Source organism: Lelliottia sp. 7254-16, from assembly GCF_002922995.1.
GTDB lineage: Bacteria > Pseudomonadota > Gammaproteobacteria > Enterobacterales > Enterobacteriaceae > Enterobacter > Enterobacter jeotgali.
Genome location: NZ_PQVS01000027.1, coordinates 12,487 through 26,555 on the forward strand (window position 1 = coordinate 12,487; position 14,069 = coordinate 26,555).

Below are 14,069 nucleotides of genomic sequence, written 5' to 3' on the forward strand. Positions count from 1 at the left end.
CGCCCGAGAAGTTACGGAGAGTAAAAATGAAAGTTCGTGCTTCCGTCAAGAAATTATGCCGTAACTGCAAAATCGTTAAGCGTGATGGCGTCATCCGCGTGATTTGCAGTGCCGAGCCGAAACATAAACAGCGTCAAGGCTGATTATTTCGCATTTTTTTCTTGCAAAGTTGGGTTGAGCTGGCTAGATTAGCCAGCCAATCTTTTGTATGTCTGTACGTTCCATTTGAGTATCCTGAAAACGGGCTTTTCGGCATGGTGCGTACATATTAAATAGTAGGAGTGCATAGTGGCCCGTATAGCAGGCATTAACATTCCTGATCAGAAACATGCTGTGATCGCATTAACTTCGATCTACGGCGTCGGCAAGACCCGCTCCAAGGCCATTCTGGCTGCAGCGGGTATCGCTGAAGATGTTAAGATCAGTGAGCTGTCTGAAGAACAAATCGACACGCTGCGTGACGAAGTTGCCAAATTTGTCGTTGAAGGTGATCTGCGCCGTGAAGTTAGCATGAGCATCAAGCGCCTTATGGACCTTGGTTGCTATCGCGGTTTGCGTCATCGTCGTGGTCTCCCGGTTCGCGGTCAGCGTACCAAGACCAACGCACGTACCCGTAAGGGTCCGCGCAAACCGATCAAGAAATAATCGGGGTGATTGAATAATGGCAAAGGCACCAATTCGTGCACGTAAACGTGTAAGAAAACAAGTCTCTGACGGCGTGGCTCATATCCATGCTTCTTTTAACAACACCATCGTTACTATTACTGATCGTCAGGGTAACGCATTGGGTTGGGCAACAGCCGGTGGTTCCGGTTTCCGTGGTTCTCGCAAATCTACTCCGTTCGCAGCCCAGGTTGCAGCAGAGCGTTGTGCAGAAGCCGTAAAAGAATACGGCATCAAGAATCTGGAAGTTATGGTCAAAGGTCCGGGTCCGGGTCGCGAATCAACTGTTCGTGCTCTGAACGCCGCTGGTTTCCGCATCACTAATATTACTGATGTGACTCCGATCCCTCATAACGGTTGTCGTCCGCCGAAAAAACGTCGCGTATAACGCTTACGTTTTCTAGGATTGTTGGAGATAGAAAATGGCAAGATATTTGGGTCCTAAGCTCAAGCTGAGCCGTCGTGAGGGCACCGACTTATTCCTTAAGTCTGGCGTTCGCGCGATCGATACCAAGTGTAAAATTGAACAAGCTCCTGGCCAGCACGGTGCGCGTAAACCGCGTCTGTCTGACTATGGTGTGCAGTTGCGTGAAAAGCAAAAAGTTCGCCGTACCTACGGTGTGCTGGAGCGTCAGTTCCGTAACTACTATAAAGAAGCAGCACGTCTGAAAGGCAACACCGGTGAAAACCTGTTGGCTCTGCTGGAAGGTCGTCTGGACAACGTTGTTTACCGTATGGGCTTCGGCGCTACTCGTGCTGAATCACGCCAACTGGTTAGCCATAAAGCAATCATGGTAAACGGTCGTGTTGTTAACATCGCTTCTTATCAGGTTAAAGCGAACGACGTTGTTAGCATTCGTGAGAAAGCGAAAGCTCAATCTCGCGTGAAAGCCGCTCTGGAGCTGGCTGAGCAGCGTGAAAAGCCAACCTGGCTGGAAGTTGATGCTGGCAAGATGGAAGGCACGTTCAAGCGTCAGCCGGAACGTTCTGATCTGTCTGCGGACATTAACGAACACCTGATCGTCGAGCTTTACTCCAAGTAAAGCTTAGTACCAAAGAGAGGACACAATGCAGGGTTCTGTGACAGAGTTTCTAAAACCGCGCCTGGTAGATATCGAGCAAGTGAGTTCGACGCACGCCAAGGTGACCCTTGAGCCTTTAGAGCGTGGCTTTGGCCATACTCTGGGTAACGCACTGCGCCGTATTCTGCTCTCGTCGATGCCGGGTTGTGCGGTAACCGAAGTTGAGATTGATGGTGTACTTCATGAGTACAGCACCAAAGAAGGCGTTCAGGAAGATATCCTTGAAATCCTGCTCAACCTGAAAGGGCTGGCGGTGAGAGTTCAGGGGAAAGATGAAGTTATTCTTACCCTGAATAAATCTGGCATTGGCCCTGTGACTGCAGCCGACATTACCCATGATGGTGATGTCGAAATCGTCAAGCCGCAGCACGTGATCTGCCACCTGACCGATGAGAACGCAGCTATTAGCATGCGTATCAAAGTTCAGCGCGGTCGCGGTTATGTGCCGGCTTCTGCCCGAATTCATTCGGAAGAAGATGAGCGCCCAATCGGCCGTCTGCTGGTCGACGCATGCTATAGCCCTGTAGAGCGTATTGCCTACAATGTTGAAGCAGCGCGTGTAGAGCAGCGTACCGACCTGGACAAGCTGGTCATCGAAATGGAAACCAACGGCACAATCGATCCTGAAGAGGCGATTCGTCGTGCGGCAACCATCCTGGCAGAACAACTTGAAGCTTTCGTTGACTTACGTGATGTTCGTCAGCCGGAAGTTAAAGAAGAGAAACCAGAATTCGATCCGATCCTGCTGCGCCCTGTTGACGATCTGGAATTGACTGTCCGCTCTGCTAACTGCCTCAAAGCAGAAGCTATCCACTATATCGGTGATCTGGTACAGCGTACCGAGGTTGAGTTGCTGAAAACGCCGAACCTGGGTAAAAAATCTCTTACTGAGATTAAAGACGTGCTGGCTTCACGTGGTCTTTCTCTGGGCATGCGCCTGGAAAACTGGCCACCGGCAAGCATTGCTGACGAGTAACCGGATCACAGGTTAAGGTTTTACTGAGAAGGATAAGGTCATGCGCCATCGTAAGAGTGGTCGTCAACTGAACCGCAACAGCAGCCATCGCCAGGCTATGTTCCGCAACATGGCAGGTTCACTGGTTCGTCATGAGATCATCAAGACGACCCTGCCTAAAGCGAAAGAGCTGCGTCGCGTAGTTGAGCCACTGATTACTCTTGCCAAGACTGACAGCGTTGCTAATCGTCGTCTGGCATTCGCCCGCACTCGTGATAACGAGATCGTGGCAAAACTGTTTAACGAACTGGGCCCGCGTTTCGCGAGCCGTGCCGGTGGTTACACTCGTATTCTGAAGTGTGGCTTCCGTGCAGGCGACAACGCTCCGATGGCTTACATCGAGCTGGTTGATCGTTCTGAATCTAAAGCAGAAGCTGCTGCAGAGTAATCTGCAGTAACGTAAAAGAACCCGCTTCGGCGGGTTTTTTTATATCTCCTGAATCTCCAGTTCTCTACACTGTTTAAATCAATACTTTCTCTTGTGGATTTCTACCATGTGGCTGCTTGACCAATGGGCGGAACGTCATATCCTGGAAGCCCAGCGCAAAGGAGAATTTAATAACCTGCCAGGCAACGGCCAGCCGCTGGTGCTTGATGATGATAGCTTTGTACCGGCAGAGTTACGCTCTGGTTACCGATTGCTGAAAAATGCTGGTTGCCTTCCATCAGAGTTGGAATATCGTAAGGATGCACTCGCTTTAAATGATTTACTCAACAGTATTGAGTACGACGATCCGATGGCAGATGAACTTCGCCGGCGTTTAATGCTGATCGAACTAAAATTGCAGCAAGCTGGAGTGAATACTGATTTTCTACGTGGTCAATATTCGGATCGTTTGTTCAGGACAATCAAAGGGGACCAGGCATGTACCGCATCGGAGAACTTGCAAAGCTCGCAGACTCAACGCCAGATACCATTCGCTATTATGAAAAGCAGCAAATGATGGAGCATGAGGTACGCACAGAGGGTGGGTTTCGTCTATATACCGAAAATGATCTTCAGCGACTCAAATTTATTCGCTATGCACGACAACTCGGCTTTACGCTGGAGTCGATCCGCGAATTGCTTTCAATCCGTATCGATCCAGAGCACCATACCTGCCAGGAGTCTAAAAGCATCGTTCAGGCACGGTTAAGTGAAGTTGAGGCGCGAATAGAAGAACTGCAAACCATGCAGCGATCGTTGCAACGACTGAATGATGCATGCTGCGGAACTGCTCATAGCAGCATTTATTGCTCAATTCTCGAAACCCTGGAGCAGGGCGCCAACTCAATACCTCGTGGTTGTTGATTTTTACTTATGGCGGATCTACACTCGCGCCGATTTTACTTACAATCTGGAGAATTTATGAGCCGCTATCAGCACACGAAGGGGCAGATTAAGGACAATGCCATTGAAGCATTGTTGCATGACCCACTTTTTCGGCAACGTGTCGAAAAGAATAAAAAGGGGAAAGGAAGTTATCTGCGTAAGGGTAAACACGATAAGAGAGGTAACTGGGAGGCCAGTGGCAAGAAAGTGATTCACTTTTTTACCACTGGCCTCCTGGTTTTTTAAGCCTGGTTAGACGCGATTGTTCTGTTCTTTTAACAGATCGCGAATTTCAGTAAGCAGCACTTCTTCTTTAGTTGGTGCCGGTGGCGCAGCCGCAGGTTCTTCTTTTTTGCGGTTGAGTTTGTTGATGAGTTTGATCGCCATAAAGATAGCGAAGGCCACAATCACGAAATCGAAAATATTCTGAATAAACACGCCATAGTGCATTACAACAGCAGGGATATCGCCCTGAGCATCTCTGAGGGTCACTGCGAATTGTTTAAAATCGATCCCCCCGATTAACAGCCCTAGCGGTGGCATAATAATATCGGCAACCAAAGACGAAACAATCTTGCCGAATGCCGCACCGATAATGACACCCACTGCCAAATCCACCACATTCCCGCGCATCGCAAATTCGCGAAATTCTTTTATAACACTCATTTTACTCTCCTTGAGCCAGCTGACGATCCTAAGTTTAACAAATCATTAGCCAATTTCCATTGAGGATAAATAATCGTTATGAAAAATTAAGCATTATAAAATAGAGGGTTAATAGTTACAGGTGCCCGTTCGGACACCTTTAACCGTTAGAGGAAGAAAGGACTTGGCTGGAACAAACGTTCGACGTCGGTAATAAACTTTTTATCTGTCAGGAACATAATGACATGGTCGCCTTGCTCGATGCGTAAATTATCATTGGCGATCATGACATCATTGCCACGCACGACAGCGCCAATGATGGTGCCTGGCGGTAGTTTAATTTCATCAATGGACCGGCCAACAACACGGGAGGTGGTTTCATCCCCATGCGCAACGGCTTCTATTGCTTCTGCAACACCACGGCGCAGAGAGGAAACTCCAACGATGTCGGCTTTACGGACATGGCTTAGCAGGGCCGAAATAGTTGCCTGCTGCGGCGAAATTGCAATATCGATGACGCTGCCTTGCACGAGATCGACGTAGGCCTTGCGCTGAATAAGTACCATGACTTTTTTAGCACCCATGCGTTTCGCCAGCATGGCCGACATGATGTTTGCTTCATCGTCGTTGGTGACTGCAATAAACAGATCAACTTGATCAATATGCTCTTCTGCCAGCAATTCTTGATCCGACGCGTCGCCATAAAATACGATCGTATTCTGTAATTTTTCGGCCAGTTCTGCGGCGCGCTGTTGATCGCGTTCGATCAACTTCACGCTGTAATCTTTCTCGAGACGATGTGCCAGCCCGGCTCCAATATTACCGCCGCCAACGAGCATGATGCGTTTATACGGTTTTTCAAGTCGCTGTAGTTCACTCATCACCGCACGAATATGCTGTGACGCGGCAATAAAGAACACTTCATCACCCGCTTCAACGATAGTCGACCCTTGTGGGCGAATTGGGCGGTCATGGCGGAATATTGCTGCTACGCGAGTATCAATATGCGGCATATGCTCGCGCATGGTGGATAACGCATTACCAATTAACGGGCCGCCATAATAGGCTTTCACCACGGCAAGGCTGACTTTACCTTCGGCGAAGTTAACCACCTGCAGTGCGCCGGGATATTCAATCAGACGATAAATACTGTCAATGACCAGTTGTTCCGGGGCGATGAGATGATCAATGGGTACCGCTTCAGAATTAAATAGCTTTTCTGCATCACGGACGTAATCCGGCGAGCGGATACGCGCAATTCGGTTTGGAGTGTTAAATAACGAGTAGGCCACCTGGCAGGCCACCATATTTGTTTCATCCGAACTGGTGACCGCGACGAGCATGTCGGCATCGTCTGCTCCCGCTTCACGAAGAACGCGCGGATGCGAGCCGTGCCCCTGAACCACGCGCAGATCGAACTTATCCTGCAATCCGCGCAGGCGATCGCCATTGGTATCAACGATGGTGATGTCGTTGTTTTCACCCACCAGGTTCTCGGCCAGCGTTCCACCGACCTGTCCTGCACCCAGAATGATAATCTTCATAGCTTGCGACCCGTTTTCAACATCACGCTTTGATTAGCTTAGCGTAAAAGAAGCCATCACCTTCTTCCGCTCCCGGCAGGTTTTGGATGCCAGGATTATCGACTGTGCCGGTCATGTGTAACGTGGCATCAGGTGTGCGTTTAAGGAATCCTGCAATCTGCTGAGTGTTTTCTTCAGGAAGGACGGAGCACGTTGCGTAGACCAGCGTTCCGCCAGACTTCAGGTGCGGCCAGACGGCATCGAGAATTTCGCTCTGCAATTGAGCCAGCTCATTGATATCACGGTCCCGACGCAACCATTTAATATCTGGATGACGACGAATCACACCCGTTGCGGAGCAAGGAGCATCCAGCAGGATGCGATCAAACTGTTCGTCTCCACACCACTCTGCAGGGGTGCGTCCATCTCCCTGTTTAACCTGGGCCTTGAGACCTAAGCGTTTCAGGTTGTCATACACACGGGAAAGCCGCTGCTCATCCACATCGACAGCCAGAACGCTGGCCTGTGGCGCGGTTTCAAGAATATGCGTTGTTTTACCACCAGGCGCAGCACAGAGATCCAGAATGCGTTCGCCATTTTGTGGTGCAAGATAAGTGATACAACCCTGCGCAGAGGCGTCCTGAACGGTGATCCAACCCTGCTCGAAACCGGGTAATACATGTACCGGGGCTGGAGAGGCCAGTCGCACAGCATCGGGATAGGCATCATGCGTGAAGCCGTTCATTTCAGCTTGTTCCAACAACGCCAACCATTCGTCGCGGGTATGGTGAATGCGGTTTACACGCAGCCACATCGGTGGACGCTGATTATTGGCTTCAACAATGGCTTCCCACTGCTGTGGATAGGATTTTTTCAGACGCTTAAGCAACCAGTCGGGATGGAGAAAACGTTGATCGGACTGGCTGAACTCTGCGACCAGTTCTTCCTGCTGACGCTGGAACTGGCGCAATACGCCATTGATCAAGCCTTTCAACTGCGGACGTTTAATTGCTACCGCACCTTCAACGGTTTCGGCCAGCGCGGCATGAGGCGGAATGCGCGTATGGAGCAACTGGTAGAAGCCGACCATGATCAAATAATGGATGGTGCGCTGTTTGCCCGTCATCGGGCGGGACATCAGCTTGTTGATGAGCCACTCTTGCTGTGAGAGCGTACGCAGTACGCCGAAGCACAGCTCCTGAAGTAGGGCTTTGTCTTTATCAGAAACTTTCTGCTGAAGCGGTGGCAGGATATTACTCAGGGATTGACCCTGCTCGACCACTTTCTCGATGGCCTGTGCAGCCATGCTGCGAAGATTTTGTTTTTTCATAACCGCTAAAATAAAAATGCCCGGAAACTCCGGGCCTTAGGATTAAATGCACTCAGGCAAGATGTTTGCCCGGCGTAAACCACTCACGACGAGAATTCAGCAAGTCTTGTGCGCTCATTGCCTTTTTACCGGCAGGTTGTAGCGATTCTAGATTCAGAATGCCATCATTTGTGGCCACCTGAATTCCCTGCTTGTTCGCTTCAATAATGGTACCGGGCTCTGCCTGAGACTTGCTATCAATCACCGATGCTTTCCAAATCTTAACGGGCTGATCGTCAATGGTCATCCAGCTCATTGGCCACGGATTGAAGGCGCGGATGCAGCGCTCTAACTGGGCAGCAGAAAGTGACCAGTCGAGTTGCGCCTCTTCTTTGCTGAGCTTTTCAGCATAGGTCACCTGGCTTTCATCCTGGACTTCAGGCTGAGTTTTGCCATCAGCAAGCTGCTGCAATGTCTCAACCAGGCCCTGCGGACCCAAATCAGCCAGTTTGTCGTAGAGTGTTGCGCTGGTATCTTCAGAAGTGATCGGGCAGGCCAGTTTATACAGCATATCGCCCGTATCCAGCCCTACATCCATCTGCATAATGGTGACACCTGTTTCGCTATCACCTGCCCACAGCGAGCGCTGAATAGGGGCTGCACCACGCCAGCGTGGAAGCAGAGAACCATGCACATTGATACAGCCCAGGCGCGGCATATCGAGAACTGCTTTTGGCAGAATCAATCCATAAGCTACGACAACCATGACATCAGCATTCAGATCTGAAACCAGCTGCTGGTTTTCCTGTGGGCGTAAAGAAACAGGCTGGAATACGGGTAAACCCTGTTCTTCAGCCAGAACTTTGACCGGACTCGGCATCAGTTTCTTGCCACGACCAGCAGGGCGATCGGGCTGAGTAAATACACCGACAACCTGATGGCCAGATGTTAACAGCGCGTCAAGATGACGCGCTGCGAAGTCAGGGGTTCCCGCGAAGATAATACGTAGATTTCTAGACACGTTTTTCCTTGTATCCGGGGGATATTATGCGCGAGTGCGCATACGATCCAGTTTCTCTACTTTCTGACGAATACGCTGTTGTTTCAGCGGAGAGAGATAATCGATAAACAGTTTACCGACCAGATGATCCATCTCATGCTGAATGCAGATCGCCAGTAGATCGTCTGCTTCCAGTTCAAACGGTTTACCCTCGCGGTCAAGCGCGCGGATTTTAACTTTTTCCGCGCGAGGCACTAACGCGCGCTGTTCAGGAATGGACAGACAACCTTCTTCGATGCCAGTCTCACCGCTCTTCTCGAGCAGTTCCGGGTTAATCAGCACCAGGCGATCTTCGCGATTTTCAGAAACATCGATCACGATAATACGCTTATGGATATCAACCTGTGTCGCCGCAAGGCCAATGCCTTCTTCGGCATACATCGTATCGAACATATCATCGACGATACGTTGAATTTCTGCATTCACTTCTTTTACCGGTTCAGCAACGATGCGAAGGCGCTCGTCCGGGATATGTAACACTTGCAAAACTGCCATAAATTTCCAGAGCCGTGTTCAGGAGTTGAAAAGATTCTTACCTCTATTCTAGACAAATCCCCCTCTGATTGACAGCATCGGTGACCAATCGCAAAGATTGCTGAGGCTGCTTATGGCAGGGGAAAAGGATGACTTCCACAGAGATTTGGTTACGTTTAATCAGCATTGGAAATTTGTGTGGCGACCCGATGCTGAATGCCGCGCGACGTTTATCGCAACGGCAAGATATTGATACCGCTTTGCTGATAGATGCGGGCCTAACACATAAACAGGCCAGTCAATTTATAAATGCCAAAGAAGCCGATCTTGAGTGCTCTCTTAAATGGCTTGAACACCGGGGTCATTACCTCATTTCAGCCGATAGCCCGCACTATCCTCCGCGGTTACGGACCCTGCCTGACTATCCTGGTGCACTGTTTGTTAAGGGCGAAATTGAGGTGCTAAACAGTGTTCAACTGGCGGTAGTCGGCAGTCGGGGGCCATCCTGGTATGGAGAGAGGTGGGGGCGGTTTTTTTGTGAGCAGCTGGCGAAATGCGGGTTTACCATTACCAGCGGCTTAGCGTGTGGAATTGATGGGATAGCCCATCGAGCGGCGCTTTCGGTTCAGGGGAAAACTATTGCTGTGCTTGGCAATGGCCTGTCCAGTATTTATCCCCGTCGACATTCTGCCCTTGCCGACAAGATTGTCGATGCCGGAGGCGCGGTTATTTCTGAGTTTTCGCTCACTACATCACCCTGGCCTGCTAATTTTCCACGGCGTAATCGCATTATTAGTGGTTTGAGTCAGGGCGTCCTGGTTGTCGAAGCGGCTATAAGGAGTGGATCGCTCGTGACAGCCCGATGTGCCATGGAACAAGGGCGCGAAGTTTTTGCCTTACCCGGCCCTATTGGTAACCCCGGATGTGAAGGGCCGCACTGGCTCATTAAACAAGGAGCCACGCCAGTAACCTGTCCTGAAGAAATCCTGGAAAATTTGCGATATGGGCTAACCTGGATACCAGATGAGCCTGAAAAGTCACTTTATTCATCAGATCAGGAGGAGGTGGCATTGCCATTTCCTGAGCTCCTGGCTAACGTAGGAGATGAGGTAACACCTGTTGACGTTGTCGCTGAACGTGCCGGCCAATCTGTGCCAGTGACGGTAGCACAGCTACTCGAACTGGAGTTAGCAGGATGGATCGCAGCTGTACCCGGCGGCTATGTCCGATTGAGGAGGGCAAGCCATGTTCGACGTACTGATGTATTTGTTTGAGACTTACATCCATAACGAAGCTGAAATGCGCGTGGATCAAGACCGACTGACGCGGGATCTTACCGATGCAGGATTCGAACGGGAAGATATCTATAACGCGTTAATGTGGTTAGAAAAGCTAGCTGATTATCAGGAAGGCCTTGTCGAACCGATGCAGCTTGCTTCAGATCCGTTGTCTGTGCGTATTTTTACGGCTGAAGAGTGTGAAAGGCTGGATGCCAGTTGCCGGGGATTTATCTTATTCCTGGAGCAGATTCAGGTGCTAAACCTCGATACCCGAGAAATGGTGATAGAGCGCGTCATGGCGCTGGATACGGCAGAGTTTGAACTGGAAGACCTCAAATGGGTGATCCTGATGGTTCTGTTTAATATTCCAGGCTGTGAAAATGCCTATCAGCAAATGGAAGAATTACTCTTTGAAGTGAATGAAGGTATGCTGCATTAATTCATCTATGTAGCACCAAGAGTTGTTATGGCCAAATCAGCACTGTTTACGGTGTCTAATAATGAGCCCTGCCCACAGTGTGGGGCTAATCTTGTCATCCGGTCCGGGAAACACGGTCCGTTTCTCGGTTGTTCACACTATCCAGAATGTGATTATGTCCGTCCCCTGAAAAGTCAGGCGGACGGGCATATCGTTAAAATTCTGGAGGGGCAAATGTGCCCAGCTTGTGGGGCCTCTCTGGCCTTGCGACAGGGCCGCTATGGCATGTTTATCGGCTGTAGCAACTATCCTGAGTGCAGCCATACAGAACAAATTGATAAACCTGATGAAACCGCGATTGCTTGTCCTCAGTGTCAACAAGGACAGCTGGTGCAGCGCCGTTCCCGCTTTGGTAAAACCTTCCATTCCTGCGATCGCTATCCTGAATGTCAATTCGTTATCAATCTCAAACCAGTAGCGGGGATTTGCCCTCACTGCGATTATCCTCTGCTTGTCGAGAAGAAAACGGCGCAGAGCGTTAAACTCTTCTGTGCCAGTAAACAATGTGGAAAGCCGATTTCGGCGGATTAAACCTGTGAATAATAAATTAACATCAGACTCCATTTCCCGTGCGGTGGAAGTCTTGAGAAATGAAGAAGTCATCGCCTATCCAACGGAAGCCGTGTTTGGCGTCGGGTGTGATCCTGACAGCGAAACGGCGGTTACCCGTTTATTAGAACTGAAGCAAAGACCGGTCGAGAAAGGCCTTATTTTGATTGCTGCCAGCTTTGAGCAACTCAAGCCTTACATTGATGACTCAACGTTGGACCAGGCGCAGCGCGATACTATTTTCGCGGCATGGCCTGGCCCGGTCACTTTTGTTTTCCCGGCGCAGCCGACGACGCCGCGTTGGTTGACGGGGCGCTTTGACTCTCTTGCTGTGCGTGTAACCGATCACCCGCTGGTGGTTGAACTGTGCCAGACTTTTGGTAAACCGTTGGTTTCTACCAGCGCGAACCTGACCGGGTTGCCACCTTGTCGCACATCACAAGAAGTGTTGACCCAGTTCGGTGATGATTTCCCGGTTGTTATCGGAGACACCGGTGGTCGTCAAAATCCATCGGAAATCCGTGATGCGTTGACCGGCGAGCGCTTTCGCCAGGGGTGAAATGATGGAAAAGTACGTTGTTTTTGGTAACCCAATTGCTCATAGCAAGTCACCGTTCATTCATCAGCAATTTGCTCAGCAACTGCTAATCGATCACACCTATGGTCGCGTACTGGCAGCGGTAGATGACTTTGTTCCAACGCTGGATGCTTTCTTTAACAGCGGTGGTAGAGGGGCGAATGTTACCGTTCCTTTTAAAGAAGAAGCCTTTGCGCGAGCGGATGAATTAACCGAACGCGCATCCCTTGCTGGGGCGGTGAACACACTTAAGCGGCTGGAAGATGGGCGGCTGTTGGGTGATAACACTGATGGCATTGGCTTATTAAGCGATCTTGAAAGGCTCTCCTTTATTAAGAAGGGCTTTCGTATTTTGCTGATCGGTGCCGGTGGTGCCTCTCGCGGTGTGCTGTTGCCACTTCTTTCTCTGGATTGTGCCGTCACGATCACGAATCGTACGTTTTCCCGCGCACAGGAATTGGCCACGCTCTTTGCCCATACGGGTAGCGTGAGTGCTGTATTGATGGATGATCTGGGCGGGCATGAGTTCGATCTTATTATTAATGCCACTTCCAGCGGCATCGGTGGTGAAGTGCCTGCGATACCTTGTTCTTTAGTTAATCCGCATACATATGCCTATGACATGTTCTATCAAAAGGGAAAAACGCCTTTCCTGAGCTGGTGTGAAGATCGTGGTGCGAAGCATCTGGCGGATGGTCTGGGAATGCTGGTGGGGCAAGCGGCGCATGCGGTCTTTCTCTGGCATGGCGTGTTACCTGAAGTAGAGCCGGTAATTGAAAAGTTGAAACAGGAATTGCTGGCATGAATCAGGCGATTCAGTTTCCCGACCGGGAAGAGTGGGATGAAGGCAAAAAGGCGGTCTGTTTTCCTGTTTTGGTTAACGGCGTGCGATTAACTTGCGCTATTTCAGGTGAACTGCTGCTGGAGCGTTTTGGCGGGCCCCTTCCCCTTGAGGTGTTCAGGGAGCATCGCTGGGATCTGGAAGAAGAAGCCAGCGATTTGATCCGTGATGAGCAGGAGGACGATCAAGGCTGGGTGTGGTTTTCCTGAGCCAGATACTCATTTTTCCATTTCACATAGTTGTTCGCTGAGTATTTCAATCCTTCGAGCTCCGCCTCTTTTAAAGGGCGGATCTGTTTTACCGGGCTGCCTAAATAGAGATAGCCACTTTCCAGGCGTTTGTTTTGTGGGACCAGGCTCCCGGCGCCGATCATTACGTCGTCTTCTACTATTACTCCATCCAGCAGAATAGATCCCATGCCCACCAGGACACGGTTGCCAATCGTGCAGCCGTGCAACATTACCTTATGACCGACGGTGACATCGTCTCCAATAATGAGAGGATTACCTTCTGGGTTATAACTCGATTTATGGGTTACATGCAGAACGCTTCCATCCTGAATATTGGTGCGTACACCGATAGCCACATAATTCACATCGCCTCGGATCGCGACCAGTGGCCAAATGCTGACATCATCACCCATTCTGACATCGCCAATGATAACGCTACTGTCATCGAGCATCACCCGCTCCCCCATTTTCGGGAACAGATCTTTATAAGGACGGAGTACTGCGGACATATCAACCTCGGCTGGTAAGCATATTCAAAAGATCATGATCCTATTATGCCGCACCAGCAGGGGTTAAATGCGTCAATTTTTAAGCAGATCGGGCAGGATCTCATCGAAAAGAATGGAAAAGCAGCAGTCGGTAAAAAAGATCTAAAAAACGCTTGTGCTAAAAACTGGGATCCCTATAATGCGCCTCCATCGACACGGCAGATGTGAATCACTTCACACAAACAGCCGGGCCGGTTGAAGAGAAAAAATCCTGAAATTCAGGGTTGACTCTGAAAGAGGAAAGCGTAATATACGCCACCTCGCAACGGTGAGCGAAAGCCGCGTTGCACTGCTCTTTAACAATTTATCAGACAATCTGTGTGGGCACTCAAAGTGACATGGATTCTAAACGTCGAAAGACGCTAAATGAATACCAAAGTCTCTGAGTGAACATACGTAATTCATTACGAAGTTTAATTCACGAGCATCAAACTTAAATTGAAGAGTTTGATCATGGCTCAGATTGAACGCTGGCGGCAGGCC

21 protein-coding genes and 1 pseudogene are annotated in these 14,069 nt (G+C 49.9%); 16 read left to right on the plus strand and 6 right to left on the minus strand.

Annotated features, from left to right (window positions below; genetic code table 11):
• Nucleotides 1-26 precede the first annotated feature (26 nt).
• From rpmJ to C3708_RS23065, 9 genes and pseudogenes are all read left to right on the plus strand, one after another.
• Nucleotides 27-143, plus strand: coding sequence for a 50S ribosomal protein L36 (rpmJ, locus tag C3708_RS23025; RefSeq protein WP_000868187.1), 117 nt, complete (start codon nt 27-29; stop codon nt 141-143).
• A gap of 145 nt (nt 144-288) precedes the next feature.
• The gene (gene rpsM, locus C3708_RS23030; protein WP_003031135.1) at nt 289-645 is read left to right on the plus strand and encodes a 30S ribosomal protein S13; all 357 of its coding nucleotides are present in this window, start codon (nt 289-291) and stop codon (nt 643-645) included.
• Between the two features lie 16 nt (nt 646-661).
• Nucleotides 662-1,051 carry a 30S ribosomal protein S11 gene (rpsK, locus tag C3708_RS23035; protein WP_003031137.1) on the plus strand — a complete coding sequence of 130 codons (390 nt, stop codon included), beginning with the start codon at nt 662-664 and terminating at the stop codon, nt 1,049-1,051.
• Between the two features lie 34 nt (nt 1,052-1,085).
• The gene (gene rpsD / locus C3708_RS23040) at nt 1,086-1,706 is read left to right on the plus strand and encodes a 30S ribosomal protein S4 (protein ID WP_095283664.1); all 621 of its coding nucleotides are present in this window, start codon (nt 1,086-1,088) and stop codon (nt 1,704-1,706) included.
• A gap of 25 nt (nt 1,707-1,731) precedes the next feature.
• Nucleotides 1,732-2,721, plus strand: a complete 990-nt coding sequence (gene rpoA, locus C3708_RS23045) for a DNA-directed RNA polymerase subunit alpha (RefSeq protein WP_002919219.1) — start codon at nt 1,732-1,734, stop codon at nt 2,719-2,721.
• 40 nt (nt 2,722-2,761) lie between these two features.
• Nucleotides 2,762-3,148: a 50S ribosomal protein L17 gene (rplQ, locus tag C3708_RS23050; RefSeq protein WP_001216372.1), complete on the plus strand. Its 387-nt coding sequence runs from the start codon at nt 2,762-2,764 to the stop codon at nt 3,146-3,148.
• Nucleotides 3,149-3,254: 106 nt separating this feature from the next.
• Nucleotides 3,255-3,611, plus strand: a pseudogene (locus C3708_RS23055) (DUF1992 domain-containing protein); the annotation flags it as partial.
• 14 nt (nt 3,612-3,625) lie between these two features.
• A complete protein-coding gene (zntR, locus tag C3708_RS23060; protein ID WP_103948327.1) occupies nt 3,626-4,051 on the plus strand; it encodes a Zn(2+)-responsive transcriptional regulator in 426 nt (141 codons plus the stop codon).
• A 57-nt stretch (nt 4,052-4,108) separates the two neighbouring features.
• Nucleotides 4,109-4,318 carry an alternative ribosome-rescue factor A gene (locus C3708_RS23065; RefSeq protein ID WP_095283661.1) on the plus strand — a complete coding sequence of 70 codons (210 nt, stop codon included), beginning with the start codon at nt 4,109-4,111 and terminating at the stop codon, nt 4,316-4,318.
• A 6-nt stretch (nt 4,319-4,324) separates the two neighbouring features.
• On the opposite strand, the gene mscL is transcribed toward C3708_RS23065, so the two are convergent.
• The 5 genes from mscL to def all read right to left on the minus strand — a co-directional run bounded on the left by mscL (nt 4,325) and on the right by def (nt 9,104).
• On the minus strand, nt 4,325-4,738 hold the full coding sequence (gene mscL / locus C3708_RS23070; protein WP_095283660.1) for a large-conductance mechanosensitive channel protein MscL: 414 nt from the start codon (nt 4,736-4,738) through the stop codon (nt 4,325-4,327).
• A 146-nt stretch (nt 4,739-4,884) separates the two neighbouring features.
• On the minus strand, nt 4,885-6,261 hold the full coding sequence (gene trkA, locus C3708_RS23075; protein ID WP_095283659.1) for a Trk system potassium transporter TrkA: 1,377 nt from the start codon (nt 6,259-6,261) through the stop codon (nt 4,885-4,887).
• A 22-nt stretch (nt 6,262-6,283) separates the two neighbouring features.
• Entirely contained in the window at nt 6,284-7,570 is a 1,287-nt protein-coding gene (gene rsmB / locus C3708_RS23080) for a 16S rRNA (cytosine(967)-C(5))-methyltransferase RsmB (RefSeq protein WP_103950388.1), read from the minus strand.
• A 52-nt stretch (nt 7,571-7,622) separates the two neighbouring features.
• A complete protein-coding gene (gene fmt / locus C3708_RS23085) occupies nt 7,623-8,570 on the minus strand; it encodes a methionyl-tRNA formyltransferase (protein ID WP_103950389.1) in 948 nt (315 codons plus the stop codon).
• A gap of 24 nt (nt 8,571-8,594) precedes the next feature.
• Nucleotides 8,595-9,104, minus strand: coding sequence for a peptide deformylase (def, locus tag C3708_RS23090; protein ID WP_095283656.1), 510 nt, complete (start codon nt 9,102-9,104; stop codon nt 8,595-8,597).
• Nucleotides 9,105-9,232: 128 nt separating this feature from the next.
• Between def and dprA the strand changes: the two genes are divergently transcribed.
• From dprA to C3708_RS23120, 6 genes are read left to right on the plus strand one after another with little or no spacing between them, the layout of a single operon-like run.
• Nucleotides 9,233-10,357 carry a DNA-protecting protein DprA gene (dprA, locus tag C3708_RS23095; protein ID WP_103950390.1) on the plus strand — a complete coding sequence of 375 codons (1,125 nt, stop codon included), beginning with the start codon at nt 9,233-9,235 and terminating at the stop codon, nt 10,355-10,357.
• Nucleotides 10,329-10,802 carry a DUF494 family protein Smg gene (gene smg / locus C3708_RS23100; RefSeq protein WP_095283654.1) on the plus strand — a complete coding sequence of 158 codons (474 nt, stop codon included), beginning with the start codon at nt 10,329-10,331 and terminating at the stop codon, nt 10,800-10,802. The genes dprA and smg overlap by 29 nt, the downstream gene beginning before the upstream one ends.
• 27 nt (nt 10,803-10,829) lie before the next feature.
• Nucleotides 10,830-11,372: a type I DNA topoisomerase gene (locus tag C3708_RS23105; RefSeq protein ID WP_103950391.1), complete on the plus strand. Its 543-nt coding sequence runs from the start codon at nt 10,830-10,832 to the stop codon at nt 11,370-11,372.
• Between the two features lie 4 nt (nt 11,373-11,376).
• Nucleotides 11,377-11,949, plus strand: coding sequence for an L-threonylcarbamoyladenylate synthase type 1 TsaC (gene tsaC / locus C3708_RS23110; RefSeq protein WP_103950392.1), 573 nt, complete (start codon nt 11,377-11,379; stop codon nt 11,947-11,949).
• 4 nt (nt 11,950-11,953) lie between these two features.
• Nucleotides 11,954-12,772: a shikimate dehydrogenase gene (gene aroE / locus C3708_RS23115; RefSeq protein ID WP_103950395.1), complete on the plus strand. Its 819-nt coding sequence runs from the start codon at nt 11,954-11,956 to the stop codon at nt 12,770-12,772.
• The gene (locus tag C3708_RS23120) at nt 12,769-13,017 is read left to right on the plus strand and encodes a DUF1488 domain-containing protein (RefSeq protein WP_103950393.1); all 249 of its coding nucleotides are present in this window, start codon (nt 12,769-12,771) and stop codon (nt 13,015-13,017) included. Before aroE ends, C3708_RS23120 begins: the two co-directional genes overlap by 4 nt.
• Here the strand turns inward: C3708_RS23120 and C3708_RS23125 are convergent.
• Nucleotides 12,993-13,547, minus strand: a complete 555-nt coding sequence (locus C3708_RS23125; protein WP_103950394.1) for a gamma carbonic anhydrase family protein — start codon at nt 13,545-13,547, stop codon at nt 12,993-12,995. The genes C3708_RS23120 and C3708_RS23125 overlap by 25 nt on opposite strands.
• Before the next feature lie 45 nt (nt 13,548-13,592).
• Here C3708_RS23125 and C3708_RS23740 point away from each other — a divergent pair, with 45 nt between their 5' ends.
• Entirely contained in the window at nt 13,593-13,754 is a 162-nt protein-coding gene (locus C3708_RS23740) for a hypothetical protein (protein WP_158251384.1), read from the plus strand.
• Nucleotides 13,755-14,069: the final 315 nt, after the last annotated feature.

Excerpts from the sequence above, each read along its gene's own strand:
- rpmJ (WP_000868187.1), top strand. The coding sequence starts at position 27 with ATGAAAGTTCGTGCTTCCGTCAAGAAATTATGCCGTAACTGCAAAATC.
- rpsK (WP_003031137.1), top strand. The coding sequence starts at position 662 with ATGGCAAAGGCACCAATTCGTGCACGTAAACGTGTAAGAAAACAAGTC.
- rpsD (WP_095283664.1), top strand. The coding sequence starts at position 1,086 with ATGGCAAGATATTTGGGTCCTAAGCTCAAGCTGAGCCGTCGTGAGGGC.
- rpoA (WP_002919219.1), top strand. The coding sequence starts at position 1,732 with ATGCAGGGTTCTGTGACAGAGTTTCTAAAACCGCGCCTGGTAGATATC.
- rplQ (WP_001216372.1), top strand. The coding sequence starts at position 2,762 with ATGCGCCATCGTAAGAGTGGTCGTCAACTGAACCGCAACAGCAGCCAT.
- zntR (WP_103948327.1), top strand. The coding sequence starts at position 3,626 with ATGTACCGCATCGGAGAACTTGCAAAGCTCGCAGACTCAACGCCAGAT.
- C3708_RS23065 (WP_095283661.1), top strand. The coding sequence starts at position 4,109 with ATGAGCCGCTATCAGCACACGAAGGGGCAGATTAAGGACAATGCCATT.
- mscL (WP_095283660.1), bottom strand. The coding sequence starts at position 4,738 with ATGAGTGTTATAAAAGAATTTCGCGAATTTGCGATGCGCGGGAATGTG.
- trkA (WP_095283659.1), bottom strand. The coding sequence starts at position 6,261 with ATGAAGATTATCATTCTGGGTGCAGGACAGGTCGGTGGAACGCTGGCC.
- rsmB (WP_103950388.1), bottom strand. The coding sequence starts at position 7,570 with ATGAAAAAACAAAATCTTCGCAGCATGGCTGCACAGGCCATCGAGAAA.
- def (WP_095283656.1), bottom strand. The coding sequence starts at position 9,104 with ATGGCAGTTTTGCAAGTGTTACATATCCCGGACGAGCGCCTTCGCATC.
- dprA (WP_103950390.1), top strand. The coding sequence starts at position 9,233 with ATGACTTCCACAGAGATTTGGTTACGTTTAATCAGCATTGGAAATTTG.
- smg (WP_095283654.1), top strand. The coding sequence starts at position 10,329 with ATGTTCGACGTACTGATGTATTTGTTTGAGACTTACATCCATAACGAA.
- C3708_RS23105 (WP_103950391.1), top strand. The coding sequence starts at position 10,830 with ATGGCCAAATCAGCACTGTTTACGGTGTCTAATAATGAGCCCTGCCCA.
- aroE (WP_103950395.1), top strand. The coding sequence starts at position 11,954 with ATGGAAAAGTACGTTGTTTTTGGTAACCCAATTGCTCATAGCAAGTCA.
- C3708_RS23120 (WP_103950393.1), top strand. The coding sequence starts at position 12,769 with ATGAATCAGGCGATTCAGTTTCCCGACCGGGAAGAGTGGGATGAAGGC.
- C3708_RS23125 (WP_103950394.1), bottom strand. The coding sequence starts at position 13,547 with ATGTCCGCAGTACTCCGTCCTTATAAAGATCTGTTCCCGAAAATGGGG.
- C3708_RS23740 (WP_158251384.1), top strand. The coding sequence starts at position 13,593 with ATGCCGCACCAGCAGGGGTTAAATGCGTCAATTTTTAAGCAGATCGGG.